Below are 15,172 nucleotides of genomic sequence, written 5' to 3'. Positions count from 1 at the left end.
TACCCCCTGCTTATAACTATTAACTAGCTTGGCTGCAAACCATTTACCCCGAATGCCCCAAGGGCTATTAACTATGCTGGCGTTATGGTTAATATTCTTTACGCCCGCACCAGGTTACGCGATTAATCAGCAACAAAAACCAATATATAAGGCCAATATGTTTGTTAGCCTTAAAGATACCGCCATGAACAGGCGGGTACAGGCTGCCCGCGCCATGTACAAGGTTTGCCGTAAAATGACTGAGGCAGATGCCATGCATGCCGTTGATGACCTTGTACGCATTTCTGATGACCTGAGCGATATGCCGCTTATGTGCGCTACCTATGATTTTCGTGCCGATTATTACTCGGTTAACCGCGGCTATAATGAGTTAAGTAATAAATATTTTGACCAGGCCATTGCCCTGGCGCAAAATAAAAAAATGCAATTAGAGGCCGGTATTTACCAGCATCGCAAAGCGAACTACTATTTCCTGTATAAAAAAAATACCGAGGCTTGCAGATACTATCTCTTATCTGAAGAGAACTTTCGTGAGGTAGGGTTTGATAAAGTACCGGGTATGGGTAACCTGTTCTCGGAAACGGCGAACTTTTACTATTCGCTTGGCGAGTTTGAAAATGCACGTCAGAACCTTAAGCAGGCGTTAAAATACAATCCCGAAGTATCACGCACCCGTATTAACATTTTTAACACCATTGGGCTTACCTATCGCAACGATGGCCAGTACGAAAAAGCGTTACCTTATTTTAACCTGGCCCTTAATATGGCGCGCAACACAAAAGATACCATCTGGATAGGTATTGCAACCGGCAATATTGGTTCAGTCTATTTTATGCAACACCAATATGCTAAAGCCCTGCCGCTAATAAGAGAAGATTACAATACATCTTTAAAATACGATGAAAAGCAAAATTCGGCTATAGCTATGCTAAGGCTGGTTCGCATTAATGTAGACCAGGGCAAACTTAAAGAAGCGGCGTTACAGCTTGATACGATAAATAACACGCTTGATAAATGTACCGAAGATGTACTTGGTCAGAAAGTATTGTACTACGAATTACGGTCGATAATTGCAGAACGGAATGATAATGTTAGAGAAGCGATACAATACCGCGACCGATCAGATAAGTTACGCGAAATAATAGCAAAGCGCGATAATATTGCGGCAATAGAACGTATAAGGTTGCAATGGGTGACACAAAAGAGCCGCGAAGAATTTAATAACCTAAAAAAAAGTTCGCAGATAGACACCTTTAAACTTACAAGCGTAATTGTTTTGCTTGTACTTAGCCTCATTATTATTGCATTAATATACAACCGCCGGATATATAAGGCCCAAAAAGAGCAGCAACTGCTGGCTTCAGAGAAACGGCGCGTTGATGAAGAATTAAAAAACGCAACATTGGCCCTGAACGGCTACACCGAAAATCTCACCCAAAAAAATCTTTTAATTGAAGAGATAAAGGCGGAACTGGAAAACATTCAATCTAAAAACAGCGTATCTGAAGTTGCCGCTAATCTTGATAAGATGATGCAGGCCCACATCATGACCGAAGATAACTGGGAAGAATTTAAAAAGTTATTTTCTAAAGTTCACAACACCTTCTTTTACAACCTGCGCCAGGCCTATGATAATTTATCTGGTACCGATGTACGTTTGTTGGCATTAATTAAATTAAAACTTAATAATCGCGAAATAGCAGGCATGTTAGGCATTACAGTAGACGGTGTAAAAAAAGCCAAGCAACGCCTCCGCAAAAAAATGGGTTTATTAAAAGAAGAAGACTTTGAAAAAATAATAAATAAGCTCTAATACAACCAAAAGCTATATTTCTTAATTTTGTCCACCCCTTAAATATGTGAAAGACGCGGTTTTTAACACATATTTGGCCTATTGAATGCGATGGGGTAACAGTTAACCCGCCAATCGCATTAATTAAACATCAGCCATAATAATTAATTGTTACGCAAAAGCATGTATGTGCTAACAGATGTTTAAAACAGTATTTTTAATATAAATTGTTATTGTTTGCAAATACCCCTAAAATGGAAACAAGAAGAAAGAAGCCCTGCCCTCATTGTGAGAAAGGTAAATTAACCAACAGGGCCCGAAGGCCCGCGTGGATGAAAACACTACTGTTTTGGTTACCTATAAAAAGATACTCATGCAATATTTGCGATAAAAAATCATACGTGTACGGCTCTGCCTGGGAGAACGCGTAACTAATCTCAATAACTCAGATTATACGGTTTAGAAGGGGGATTTCTAAATCAATTGTGTGCATCGGCCTATCGGGTATATTACATACCTGATATGGTTACGGTGCCTGCACCTCGCTATCTTTTCCCTTAATTACTATTACTTAGCGTTACAGCCCCCCTGTTTGGCCGGGCACGATACAGCGCGTAAGGCCCCTTTTCTCCCGGGTTAGTTATTGGCTTAATAGTTTTCATGATGCCATCCTGTACCATTTTAACTTTCTTCCATTTTAGTGGAATATACGTTTTAAGTGTAAGTGGTATATCATACATAGCCTTATTTAAGGGGTGCAATAATTTAACGGTTATACTATTTGCAGTTTGCTTGGTGCTTACTTTAGCGCTTTGCCTTTGGCGCATATAGCGGGTTACATCGCCAAAGGTGGCTACCCATAAGTTTTGTTCGCGGCTTTTGATATAAGCAAAATATTCGTTAAGTTCATTAGCGGGCAAGGCTTCCCAGCCAATTCCTTCAACACCGTGAATGGTTAATACAAGCCAGGTGTTATTTCTATTTACCGTAGTATCTACCCACGCTTTCATCATAGCCAACGGCGTTTTAGTTGTAGCACCGCGCTGAAACTGGACATATTCTTTAACCGTATTGCCCGGGTTACTTTTATCGCCCCTGCTTATCTCTTTTAGCCATGGCTCGGGCATACGGTTCCGCAACGCGGGATAAACTTTATAGGCGTACTGCATTACCCTTTCGTTCTCGGTACCAAACGGCCCCTCGCCGGAGAAAGTGTACCGTGCACCAAGGTGGTTTAACATCTCCAGCTTGCTTTTCTCCAATTCGTATTTCATGTTCACTTCATTCAATATAGCCAGCCGCGGGTGCGTTATCATGTGGCTGGCAAATTCATGCCCCTGCGCTGCATAATCTTTCATTTGCGCCCAAGTAGTACCATGCGCATCCATATACTCCGGGTTATGTTGTATGCCGGGCTTAAACTCACCATTCCGCACCTTGCGGTAAAGTTCATCAATCACTTTAATGGCTTCATCGGTTTTGCCGTCATCAACAAGTGCACCTGCTTTATAATAGTAATCCATAGGGCCAACCAAACCCAGGTAACTTGCAGCCGATGCGCGTTCATACAAATTTTTTTTATCAGTCGGGATACTTTTAGTTTCGGTTATAATCTCTTTAACGGGCCTGCCAATAAATTTGCCCTGGTATTGCGAGCCTGGTATTTGCCCGGTGATAATGAAAAACGTACCGGGAAACTTGTACCGGTTAAGCATTGGTAACGCCACTTTAAACTGGTTTATAGATCCATCATCCCAGGTAATAGAAACCGCGCCTGCCTTACCATCCTGCCAGCGGGTAATTTCTGTTTTACCAACCTGCCCGTGGCAAAGGCTTGCAGCAAAACATACCGCTATTAACGTTAACAACAAATTTTTCATGGCTTACAAATATTGGTTTTAGCTAATATAAAAAGTTATGGGCAGTTAATCGTCTTATAGTTATAAGGTCACAATATTGTTAGGGAGGAGGCGAAATAAATACAAATAATTTATAAATGAATGAATATTCATTTATATTTGTGCCGTCAAATAATTAAAAATGCGCATCAGAAACATAGATAAGGTACAGCTGGTAAAGCAAAAAGCGATTGAACTGATCGTAAAGGATGGGCTGGAAGGCTTTAGCATGAACAAACTGGCTAAGGCCTGTAGTATTTCGGTAGCTACGCTGTATATCTATTATAAAGACCGGGATGACCTGATCCTGAAAATTGCCATGGAAGAAGGAACAGCAATGGCAGACGCGATGTTAAAAGACTTTGCACCCGATATGCCGTTTAAAGACGGCTTGAGAACGCAATGGAAAAACCGCTTTCAATACACCAGGGACAGGCCACTGCTGAATTCGTTTTTTGAACAATTAAGAACATCAAGCTACCAGCAAGAATTTTTGAGTAATTACCTGAGTGATTTTAAAATTATAATGGGCAAATTCATGACCAACATTATTGAGCGGGGCGAGATAGAACACATGCCTTTTGAAATATACTGGTCTGTTGCTTTCGCCCCATTATATAACCTTATCCGTTTTGATAATGAGGGGCAGAGCCTGAGCGGGCAGCCATTTAAATTAACAGATGAAATACTTTGGAAAGCATTTGACCTGGTTGTAAAGGCCTTAAAAAAGTAACTTATGAACACAGAAAATTTTGACCACATACTGCTCTTTAAAACCAACGTTAACTGCGAGGGCGATAAAAGTTTTTTGCACACCATACTTGATGGAAACCCCGCCGTGCAGTGCTGGAGTGTGGATATGGAAGATGAGGATTGCGTTTTGCGGATAGTATCATATACGCTAAAGCACCCCCAGGTAATTGAATTAATGAACAGCCACGGCTATTACTGCTGTGAACTAACCTAAACAAAATGGAAAATACCCAACAGGCAGTACCTTTTACGGGCTACCAAAAATTTGTAATATTTATACTGGCTATCACCCAGTTTACAGTGATATTAGATTTTATGGTGATGTCGCCCCTGGGCGATATGCTTATGAAATCGCTCAACTTACAACCCAAGGCCTTCGGTTTCGCGGTATCAGCTTATGCTTTTAGCGCAGGTATTTCGGGCTTATTAACAGCAGGCTTCGCAGATAAGTTCGACCGTAAAAAATTGCTGCTGTTCTTTTACATTGGCTTTATTGTGGGTACCATCTTCTGCGGTATGGCGCATTCTTATGCTGCGCTGGTAGCAGCCCGTATTATAACAGGTTTGTTTGGCGGGGTAATCGGTTCCATTTCTATGGCTATCATTACCGACATATTTGCCCTGCAGCAACGCGGCCGTGTAATGGGCTTTATACAGATGGGCTTTGGCGCAAGCCAGGTATTAGGTGTACCTATAGGCATTTACATTGCTACATTATGGCAATGGGAAGCACCCTTTTGGATGATTGCCGGGTTAAGCGTATGTATAGCGGCGGCTATTGGCTTTTACCTAAAACCACTAACAGCCCACCTTGCTATTCAAAGGGACCGGTCGGCGCTGGCGCATTTATGGCATACGGTATCTAAGGCCGATTACCGGGTAGGCTTTACCGCTACCGCATTGCTATCAATAGGAGGCTTTATGATGATGCCTTTTGGCAGTGCCTTCGCGGTAAATAACCTGGGGGTTAACTACAATCAATTAACCATGCTGTTAATGGTATCGGGCCTGAGTTCTTTATTGATAATGCCCATGATAGGTAAATTGAGCGATAAGGTAGATAAGTTTAAGATCTTCGCGGTGGCATCCGTTTGGATGATGATCATGTGCGTGGTTTACACAAATCTTAGTGTAACGCCTTTATGGTTGGTAATGGCGCTTAATATATTAATGATGATGGGTATCATGAGCCGTATTATCCCGTCGTCGGCATTAACCAGCGCCATTCCCGAAATGAGCGACCGCGGCGCCTTCATGAGCATCAATTCATCGCTGCAGCAAATTGCAGGTGGTATTGCCGCAGCCGTAGCAGGTTTAATAGTATCTCAGCCGGGCAAAGGCGCGCCTTTACAGAACTATAATGTGGTTGGATATGTAATTGTAGTTATCTCTATCATCAGTACACTTTTAATGTGGCGGGTAGATAAAATGACCAAAAGAAAATTGGATAGCACAAAGGTTGTGATACCCGAAGAAGCAACTATAAGTGAAGGCTTTTAAAATCAGGTGTCCCACTTTGTGAGACACTACATTTATAAATTCACAAATATCTGATTATCAAATATTAACAAAGCAAGGCATTTCAATTTTACATCAAGTGCTTCTATATATAGAATACAGAATATTCTGTAGATAAAGATATTGTTGATTTTTGTTGGGGTGTCCCACTTGTTAAAAAACGGGACAGAATGGGACACCCTGTTTTTTTGCGTGTAATCCTATATGCTGTTTACACTTTCATTTTAAATACTATGGTTAATTTACACATGCCGGTCATCCCCAAAAAACGGTTATATTTCCATTTATTTCCCTCTCGCATACCAGTCCATCGCGTCTTTCCACCACGGCCAGCCGCTTACCAAATTCATAGTTAGGTGCAGCAGGGCAAATATGGCCATCGCAACAAAATACGGCGCGCGGAACTTTCCCGATCTTTTATCATCCCAAATCAAGATAAATAAAATCAGCTCAACTATAGTAAAGCTGCCGTTAAGGGTTTTGTTAAAATTATTAAACCACGGGATAAAGAATAATAGCCGGGTTATTGCAGGCGGCAAAATAGTTAGCACCGTACAAGCCATATACCGTGCATGGGCATGAATATGTTTAGCGTTGTAAATACTCAGCACATAAAACAGAATGAATTGGATGAGCGAATAAGCATCAATAAACGACAAGCGATAGATGACACCCGGCGGGTACGATGCCTGGTTAATAATACCCAACTGCATCATTTTCAATCCGCCTAAAACCATAAGCGGCATCAGGGTTAATGACCCTATCCACCCCAACTTTCGGTGTAATTTTAACTTACCACGATTATATAAGATGGGTTGCACTACCATTAAAGCCAACCAAAGCCCGGCTGTTGCACCGTGGATATGATGATAAATGGTTACCTGCTCAAGCCGCGCAAAATACGACATGGAGAAACCCACCCACGTAGTGATGATGGCTAAAGCGAAATACCATTGGGCATTAGGGTAAAGAATAAATTTTTTTGTGCTGACTGTCATATAGTTAAGGTTTTTATAAATGTATAAAATATCTGCCTATATTTAGCTCATTATCCCTATCCATATTTCAATGAAACGCACCCTGTTGCTCACCCTAATTACTACCGCCACTATGGCTGCAAATGCACAAGTGAAATTCGATCCGCCTAAAACCAAAGCCATACCCGTTGTTGATACGCTCCACGGCGTGCAGTTAACCGACAATTACCGCTGGCTGGAAGATAAAAAGAACGAAGACGTTATTGAATGGACCAAAAAACAGCACGATTACGGAGTTGAATACCTTAAGAAAACCCAAAAAGTACACCCCGATCTGAAAGAAAAGATTGCCGCTTACCTTAATATGGATTATGAGGGCCCGCTAAACACGGTTGGTAAGCGCGTTTTTCAAACCGTAAAGAAAAAGGGCGACAAGCAGTATAAGATCTACACCATTATTGATGGCAAAAAGATCTTGATATGGGACCCTGTGGCGCTCGACCCTGATGGCAAGATCTCTACCAGCGGCACCAACTATACTTACGATGGCGAACGCGCGGCCATCAGCGCGCAAAAAAGCGGTGCCGAAGTGAACACGGTTTACTTTATTGATACTCGCACCGGCAAGCAGATCCACGCTCCTGTCACCAACACCAGCGGGTTCGATTGGGCGCAGGACCAGCAGCACGCTTACGTTACCCTGCGCAGCCAGGAAGATGTGGACAAGCAACGCCCGCTTAAAACCTACTACCTAAAAGTTGGCGACCCGATCGAAAAGGCCACATTTGTTGGCACCACTGCCGACGCCAAAAACAGCTACTTTATTTACGATAACCGCTACAGCGATGTAACCTTTAGCGGAGAGGGCGATTTTTACTCTAGCAGTTTGCGTATGCGCCCTACCGGGAGCTTGAAGGAAGGAAAGTTGATCTTCAGCAGCAAAAAATCGCAGGCTTATCCCGAGGCCATTGGCAACCGTTTGTACATAAAAACCAACGATAAGGCCCCAAACAGCAAGCTGATGGTGGCCGACAAGGCACATCCCGAATTTAAGAACTGGAAGGTGCTTATCCCCGAAAGCAGCACGGTGATGGAGGCTTATGTGGTCACTAAAAACAGCATCATCATACAGGATAAAAAGGACATTGAAAGCCGTTTGACCATATACGACCTGAACGGCAAAAAGCTACGCGCCATGCCCCTGCCCGAGAAAGGCAGCATTGGCGGCGTAAGTTACGACCGCGAGGAGGATAAGATCTATATATCGCTGGTAACGTTTACCTCTACCCCAAAAACGTACGTGGCCTCGCCAAAGGATTATAAATGGAAGCTGTTTTACCAGCGCCAGTTGCCTGTGGATATGAGCGAGATAACAGGCGAAATTAAATTCTACATCAGTAAAGATGGCAGCCGTGTGCCCGCCTTTGTGGTACACCGCAAGGATATAAAAATGGATGGCAAAAACCCGGTGCTGTTAACCGCTTACGGTGGCTTCCAGTCGGGCATTAAGCCGGGCTATTTTGGTTTTTACGCGCCGTTCATCCAGGCGGGCGGCATCGTAGTTAACGCGGGCATCCGTGGTGGCGACGAGTTTGGCGAGCAATGGCACCTGGACGGGATGCTGGCCAAAAAGCAAAACAGCTTTGATGATTTTTATGCCTGCGCGGAATGGCTCATTAAAGAGAAATACACTACCGAAAGCAAGATAGTTGCCCTTGGCGGCAGCAACGGCGGCCTGTTGATGGGAGCCGCCGCTACGCAACGGCCCGACCTGTTCAAAGCCATTGTTTGCGAGGTGCCTTTACTGGATATGCTGCGTTACCATAAATTCCTGATAGCCCGTTATTGGATCCCCGAGTATGGCGCGGCCGAAGATCCGGAGCAGTTCCGCTGGTTGTTGCGTTATTCGCCATATCAAAACATTCGTATGGGTGTAAACGTACCGCCCATGCTGGTAACCGCCGGCGCTAACGATACACGTGTAGACCCTATGAACGCCAAAAAGTTTGTAGCCGCCCTGCAAAATAACCCCGGACAAACCAGCCCCATCATCCTCCACATGGATTTTGACAGCGGCCACGGCAGCGGCCAAAGCACCCAGCAAGCCATAGAAAACTGGACGTTTATTTTTGAATATGTAATGAACCAGTTGGGGATGTAATGCGCATAATTATAGTATTTATTATGGCACTTGGTTTAGTTGGCTGCAAAAGCAAGGCAGATAAACAGCTTGTTACGGTTAAAAAGAAGAAGATAACTGTTAACAAGACCGACAGTATTATCAGCCAAAATGAATGGAAGACAATGGATTTTCCAGCAGATACCATTTACCCGGCCAGGATACTTACCGGCGGCGGTGTTTTTCATGAAGACGAAGTAGACCCTCATTCATCTAAGTATAAGTGGATGGGGATCTTTAAAACAGATACCGGTTATTATATCAGGCCAACTCAAATTAAGCTGACCCGCGAAAACGACGCCGTCTTAGATGAAGCCGGTCAAAAAACGGGGTGGATGGTTTCTCCCAGTGTTAAGGACACTTCCATACTTTTAATTTCTGGTCTTGATTATTTGCAAAGCAGACCAATAACAGCTATCCCGTTCAAGAATGAGTATATATTACCCGGCGAGCATGAAGACTTTATATGCAACGGTATAAAATATATCCTTTATGCAACAGGTACAAATAAATCTACCTCACTAAAGCGCGAACCTTACAATGTATCTGGTTATAAATTATTTATTAAGGCTGTTATCGGTGGGCAAGAATACAATCAAGTGCTACTTTCTGTCGCTATGTTTGACGATGTGATAAGCACTCTGATCTTTATAGGTGACATTGATGGTGACGGTCGCCCCGATCTTATCATGGATACAACCAACGATTATAACATGCAACGAGCTACATTATATTTATCAAAACCCGCCGAAACGGGCAAACTATTAAAGGTAGTTGGCTGGCATGCGATATCGGGATGTTAGATACAAAATGACGGTTATTTATACGTCAGCTGAACGCGCACCTCCCTCTACTCATCTTTCAAGGTTTTTACAGGATTAGTTTGTGCCGCCTGGTAGGTAAGGTATATGGTAACAGAAAAAGATATAAGCATTAACGTTACCACGGGCAATATAAACTGCCACCAGGTTATTTCTACTTTAAACGCGTAACCCTGCAACCATTGATAAATAAGCAATACGGCCAATGGTATGGCTACTACACTTGCCGCTGCAATCAGTTTCAGCATATCGTTGGTTAGCATTTGCACTATACTTTGTGCAGATGCGCCCAATACCTTGCGGATACCTATCTCCCTGCGCCGGCAGGCGGTAGAGTAAGTTGTTAAGCCAAATAAGCCCAAACATGCAATAATTATCGCCATGGATGAAAACAGCATAAACACCTGCCCAAAATGGATATCCTGCTCATACTGCCGGGCGTAAAAATCATCAAGGAAAAAATAATCGAAAGAAGATTCGGGGAAAAATCCCTCCCATGTTTGTTTAAGGTTTTGGCTTATTTTGGGCAATTGCGCCTGGTTAACCTTAAGTGAAATATACTTAAGCGGCACCCAGGTAAGTTTAGGGTCCATAAACAGCACGGTTGCAAAGTATGCCTCTTTTAGCGATTGTTGGTGATAGTCTTTAATAACACCGATGATCTCGTTAGGTACTTTATCTAAAGATTCTACCCAGATCTTTTTACCAACCGCATCTTGGGCAGATGCAAAACCAAATTGCCTAACTGCGGCTTCATTCAGGATAACTTTGGTGGAGTCGCCGGTGTTTGTTCTGTCGTACGCTCTACCCGCTATTAGCTGCAGTTGGTACATCTTCATAAAATCAAAGTCAACCCGCAGCATATCATATGTACGTTCTTCTGCTTTTGAGGTGCCGTACCTCCGGCAGGCGGCAGCCATAGCTACTTGCTTACCCGGAACCGCGCCGGATACACTCACTTCCTGTACCCCGGCTAAGTTTGCAGCGCTGCTTTTAAAGCTATTCACTTTTTGCAAATAGTTGTTTGTAATAGAGGGTGCTTTAAGCACGATAGTTTGCTTAAGGTTTATGCCCGTTTGCTCGCTACTCATGTAATTAAGCTGCCTGTAAACGGCCATCGTACCTGCCAATAATAATAGTGATGCTGCAAACTGGAAGGATACCATTCCCTGGCGCAGCCACACACCGCTTTTAGAAAAAGCAAAACGCCCCTTAAGAACCTTAATAGGTTTTAACCTCGATAAAACAACTGACGGATAGATGCCTGATAACAGTACACTTCCAATAAAAACGACGGTAACTTTTATAATAAGCGGGCCATTTATTAGCAATTCGTAAGTTTTGCTATCCCCTGAAATTTGTTGCAACAATTGCCTTATGCCTATTACAAGCAACGCGGCAAAAAAAAGTGATATGAGATTGATTATAAACGATTCGATGAAAAATTGGAGCACCAATTGAGAAGTATGCGCGCCGCTTACCTTTCTGATCCCCACTTCGCGGGCCCTGTCTACAGATTTTGTAGTGGCCAGGTTGATGTAGTTAATACACGCGATCAACAAAATAACGTAAGCCATTATCTGCAAAAAGTTAACAGCACTGCGGTTACCCTTAACCTCCATTTCGTATGGTTTTATAGTATTTAAATGGATTTTGGCCAGCGGGGTAAGCTGTACCGCCCATTTAAGTTCTTTTAAGGGTTGCTCCGTTTTAAAGCGTTCGGCCATGGCGGGGAACTGGTCTTCTATGGCTTTTGGCGATGCGTTTGGCTTTAGCTTAATAAATGTGTAATTGTTATGCTGATACCAAAACTGCTTGATCCAATCCGGCGCGGTAGCAAAAGATATCAGCATATTAAACTGCAATGTTGAATTAACCGGCAAATCTTTAAACACACCTGTTACCATGCAGCTATTGTTGTTAAAGCGGGTAGATAACTGCATTGTTTTACCCATTGCGGCATCGGCGCTGCCAAAATATTTTTTTGCTGATGCCTCTGAAATAACAATGGTGTTAATATTTTTTAATGCTGTTGCCGCATCGCCTTTAACTAAGGGAAGGTTAAAAAAGGACACAAAATTGCTATCAGCAAAGCAAACGCGCTGTTCACGGTGCTTTATATCCTGATATCGTACATCCCTTTCGTTAGCCTCCCAACTAATACGGGCATAACTTGCAATGCCCGGCAGGTTATCATACATGGCTTTTGCATAACCATTACTGGCTGTTGCCCAGCTATCCGTAATTTCGCCCGAGCGGTAAAACTTACTCTCTACCCGGTAAATGCGGTTGGCATCAGGGTACATGTTATCAAAGCTCTTCTCGAAATTTACATATGCGCTTATCACGATAAAAACCGCGATGCCAAGGCTTAAACCAATTACATTAATTAAGGTGTAAGATCTGTTTTTGAACAGGTTCCGGTAAGTTACTAACAACAGGTTACGCAACATAAGCTTAGTTTTTCAACTAAATTAAAATATTAGTTACCATTGCGAGCAAAAAAAGTATAAGATCAGGAAAATAATACCCCTATCGTTCCATCATCCTCAAAACATCTTCTTCACTACCTTCAAACGGGCCGGAGGTTTCAATTTTTAACCCTGCCATGGCGGCGGCAAATTCGCCGGCTTTTTGGATGTCGGCGCCTTTAACGCGCTTGTACAGGTAACCTGCCATATAGGTGTCGCCGCAGCCGGTGGCATCTACCACTTCGGTAGGTTTGTAGGCCGGGATGTTGTAATAAATACTATCGTGGTAAATAACCGAACCCAGGCTGCCGCGGGTTACCACCACTTCCTTTACGCCCCATTCGGCCAGTATTTTGGCGCCTTGCTTTATATCGGCTATGCCGGTAAGCACTTCCAATTCGTGCTCGTTAACTTTTAGTACGTCAATATATTTCAGGGCTTCGCGTTTATCGGCCCAGTCAATGGCGTGTACGCCTTTGTCTATTACCTCACGCAGGTATCCCTGCGCATCCACCGATACATTGCCCCTGCTAAACAAAGCTTTAATTAACTCGGTCGACATATCATCGGCCAGCAGCGGGCCAAGATGAAAGATTATGGCTTCGGTATCTTTAAGGTCATCAGCAATAAAGGCATCTGCTTTTTGCAGCACGCGCTGGGTGCGGTTGTCCTGGTTCTCGCCATAAATATTTTCGAAGTAAACGGTATAAGCGCTTGGTAAAACTTTTACCTCAATACCTTTATCGCGTAAAGCTTCAACGCTGGGGAGTTCGCTATCGGCAACGGCCGTAACCAAGCCATACTTCACAGGCATATTGCGGATGGCGTTAGAAAAATAGAAGGCCGTACCGCCCGCCATGTGTTTCTCAGCTTTGGGGGTAACAATTTTATCTAAGGTAATATGCCCTATGCAACAAATATCGTACATGCGTAAATTAAATTGATGTTAAGCGTGGGTTACAAATGTAATATTCTGCCCGTCAATTTACATCAGCCATAAAATTTAGCGCTCAGGTTCATCAGTGTAAAATTTACACTAACCTGCAATAAATAATATTTGTATTTTATAAAATGCATTATATTGCATTAACAAAACCACTACTCTATGGAAAACTTTAAGGATAAGCTACAGGCCATGTTTGTGCCCGAAGATGCCATACCTGCCGAGCACCAAATTACAGAGGTACACCAGCGCGAGTACCTTGTAAATGGCGAAATGCGCCGGTGGGACGGCGAAGTGAGCGAGGTGTATTCTCCCGTGATGATTCCGCAGGCCGATGGCTCATTGAAACGTAAACTAATAGGCACCTACCCCGTTTGCGGCGAATATGAGGCTATGGAGGCCATGGAAGCCGCCCTTGCAGCATACGATAATGGCCGCGGCGAATGGCCCACCATGAGCATTGCCGACCGCATTAAGTGCATGGATAAGTTTGTGTACAAAATGATAGAACAGCGCACGCTTACAATTAAACTGCTGATGTGGGAGATAGGCAAGTCATACGCCGACTCGGCAAAAGAATTTGACCGCACCGTTGAATATATAAATGCTACCATCGATGGCTTAAAAGACATTGACCGACATTCATCACGGTTTGAGATGGCCGAGGGGTTGATAGCCCAGATCCGCCGTTCGCCGCTGGGTGTGGTACTTTGTATGGGCCCGTTCAACTACCCGCTTAACGAAACTTTTACCACACTTATACCCGCCCTTATTATGGGCAACACCATATTGTTTAAACCACCTAAACATGGGACCCTGCTGCACTATCCCTTACTGGAAGCTTTTAAAGATTCGTTCCCCAAAGGTGTGGTGAACACCGTTTACGGCCGTGGCGCCGTAGTTACACCGGGGCTGATGGCTACGGGTAAAATAAACGTACTGGCATTTATTGGCAGCAGCAAGGTGGCCAACGATCTAAAGAAACGCCACCCAAAAGTTAACCGCTTGCGCGCTGTGCTTAGCCTTGATGCCAAAAACGCCGCCATCATCACCAAAAATGCCGACCTTAAGCTGGCTGTGAGCGAATGTATATTGGGTTCGCTATCATTTAACGGGCAGCGTTGTACCGCTATTAAGATCATATTTGTGCATAAGTCGGTAGCGGATGAATTTTTGAAGTTGTTCAGCGACGCGGTAGAAGCTTTAAAACCCGGCCTGCCCTGGACCGATGGCGTGAAACTAACCCCATTGCCCGAGCCACACAAACCCGACTACCTGAAGGAATGTATAGATGATGCCATTACCAACGGAGCTAAAGTAATAAACGAGCATGGCGGCGTAACGGCAGGTTCGTTTGTATTCCCGGCGGTGGTATACCCGGTAATCGAAAAAATGAAACTTTACCGCGAGGAGCAGTTTGGCCCTATTATCCCGGTTATCCCTTTTGAGGATATTGAGGAGCCCATAGCGTACCAGATAGATTCGCCGCATGGCATGCAGGTAAGTATTTTTAGTAACGATGCCAAAGAGATCTCGGCACTGATAGATCCGTTTGTAAACCTGGTGAGCCGTGTAAACATCAACAGCCAGTGCCAGCGCGGACCGGATGTGTTCCCCTTCACCGGGCGTAAGGATAGCGCGGAAGGAACCCTGTCGGTACATGACGCCTTAAGGTCGTTCTCTATCCGCTCGCTGGTTGCCACAAAGCTTAATGATGCCAATAAACAGATCATTAACGAGATCGTGAATGATAACGACTCGAACTTTTTGAGTACCAAGTTTATTTTGTAGGTATATTAATTATAAAGGCGGCGTTCAGC

Annotated in this window: 11 protein-coding genes; 7 read left to right on the top strand and 4 right to left on the bottom strand. The window is 43.7% G+C overall.

Annotated elements, in window-relative coordinates:
* The first annotated feature begins 52 nt into the window (after positions 1–52).
* Positions 53–1,813, top strand: coding sequence for a tetratricopeptide repeat protein (locus ACFQZI_RS01070; RefSeq protein ID WP_377137493.1), 1,761 nt, complete (start codon positions 53–55; stop codon positions 1,811–1,813).
* A 536-nt stretch (positions 1,814–2,349) separates the two neighbouring features.
* On the opposite strand, the gene ACFQZI_RS01065 is transcribed toward ACFQZI_RS01070, so the two are convergent.
* Positions 2,350–3,672 carry a polysaccharide deacetylase family protein gene (locus tag ACFQZI_RS01065; RefSeq protein ID WP_377137491.1) on the bottom strand — a complete coding sequence of 441 codons (1,323 nt, stop codon included), beginning with the start codon at positions 3,670–3,672 and terminating at the stop codon, positions 2,350–2,352.
* 160 nt (positions 3,673–3,832) lie between these two features.
* Between ACFQZI_RS01065 and ACFQZI_RS01060 the strand changes: the two genes are divergently transcribed.
* From ACFQZI_RS01060 to ACFQZI_RS01050, 3 genes are read left to right on the top strand one after another with little or no spacing between them, the layout of a single operon-like run.
* On the top strand, positions 3,833–4,423 hold the full coding sequence (locus ACFQZI_RS01060; protein ID WP_377137489.1) for a TetR/AcrR family transcriptional regulator: 591 nt from the start codon (positions 3,833–3,835) through the stop codon (positions 4,421–4,423).
* A gap of 3 nt (positions 4,424–4,426) precedes the next feature.
* Positions 4,427–4,657: a hypothetical protein gene (locus ACFQZI_RS01055; protein ID WP_377137487.1), complete on the top strand. Its 231-nt coding sequence runs from the start codon at positions 4,427–4,429 to the stop codon at positions 4,655–4,657.
* A gap of 5 nt (positions 4,658–4,662) precedes the next feature.
* Positions 4,663–5,943 (top strand): MFS transporter, encoded by a 1,281-nt coding sequence (locus tag ACFQZI_RS01050; RefSeq protein WP_377137485.1) that lies wholly within the window; start codon positions 4,663–4,665, stop codon positions 5,941–5,943.
* A 302-nt stretch (positions 5,944–6,245) separates the two neighbouring features.
* Here the strand turns inward: ACFQZI_RS01050 and ACFQZI_RS01045 are convergent, their stop codons facing one another.
* Positions 6,246–6,959 (bottom strand): hypothetical protein, encoded by a 714-nt coding sequence (locus ACFQZI_RS01045; protein WP_377137483.1) that lies wholly within the window; start codon positions 6,957–6,959, stop codon positions 6,246–6,248.
* Positions 6,960–7,029: 70 nt separating this feature from the next.
* On the opposite strand from ACFQZI_RS01045, the gene ACFQZI_RS01040 reads away from it, so the two are divergent.
* Both ACFQZI_RS01040 and ACFQZI_RS01035 read left to right on the top strand, forming a co-directional pair.
* Positions 7,030–9,099, top strand: a complete 2,070-nt coding sequence (locus ACFQZI_RS01040) for a prolyl oligopeptidase family serine peptidase (protein ID WP_377137481.1) — start codon at positions 7,030–7,032, stop codon at positions 9,097–9,099.
* A gap of 23 nt (positions 9,100–9,122) precedes the next feature.
* Complete coding sequence (locus tag ACFQZI_RS01035) at positions 9,123–9,920, top strand: hypothetical protein (RefSeq protein WP_377137479.1); 798 nt, start codon at positions 9,123–9,125, stop codon at positions 9,918–9,920.
* A 47-nt stretch (positions 9,921–9,967) separates the two neighbouring features.
* Here ACFQZI_RS01035 and ACFQZI_RS01030 read toward each other — a convergent pair whose 3' ends face one another.
* Positions 9,968–12,391, bottom strand: a complete 2,424-nt coding sequence (locus ACFQZI_RS01030) for an ABC transporter permease (protein ID WP_377137477.1) — start codon at positions 12,389–12,391, stop codon at positions 9,968–9,970.
* A gap of 79 nt (positions 12,392–12,470) precedes the next feature.
* Positions 12,471–13,337: a PfkB family carbohydrate kinase gene (locus ACFQZI_RS01025; RefSeq protein WP_377137475.1), complete on the bottom strand. Its 867-nt coding sequence runs from the start codon at positions 13,335–13,337 to the stop codon at positions 12,471–12,473.
* A gap of 177 nt (positions 13,338–13,514) precedes the next feature.
* Here ACFQZI_RS01025 and ACFQZI_RS01020 point away from each other — a divergent pair, with 177 nt between their 5' ends.
* Entirely contained in the window at positions 13,515–15,143 is a 1,629-nt protein-coding gene (locus ACFQZI_RS01020; protein ID WP_377137473.1) for an NADP-dependent glyceraldehyde-3-phosphate dehydrogenase, read from the top strand.
* Positions 15,144–15,172: the final 29 nt, after the last annotated feature.

Origin of the sequence: Mucilaginibacter lutimaris, from assembly GCF_042676625.1 — a bacterium.
Lineage (GTDB): Bacteria > Bacteroidota > Bacteroidia > Sphingobacteriales > Sphingobacteriaceae > Mucilaginibacter > Mucilaginibacter lutimaris.
The sequence above is the reverse complement of the archived record's forward strand: the minus strand, read 5'-3'. Positions and strand labels throughout refer to the sequence as shown.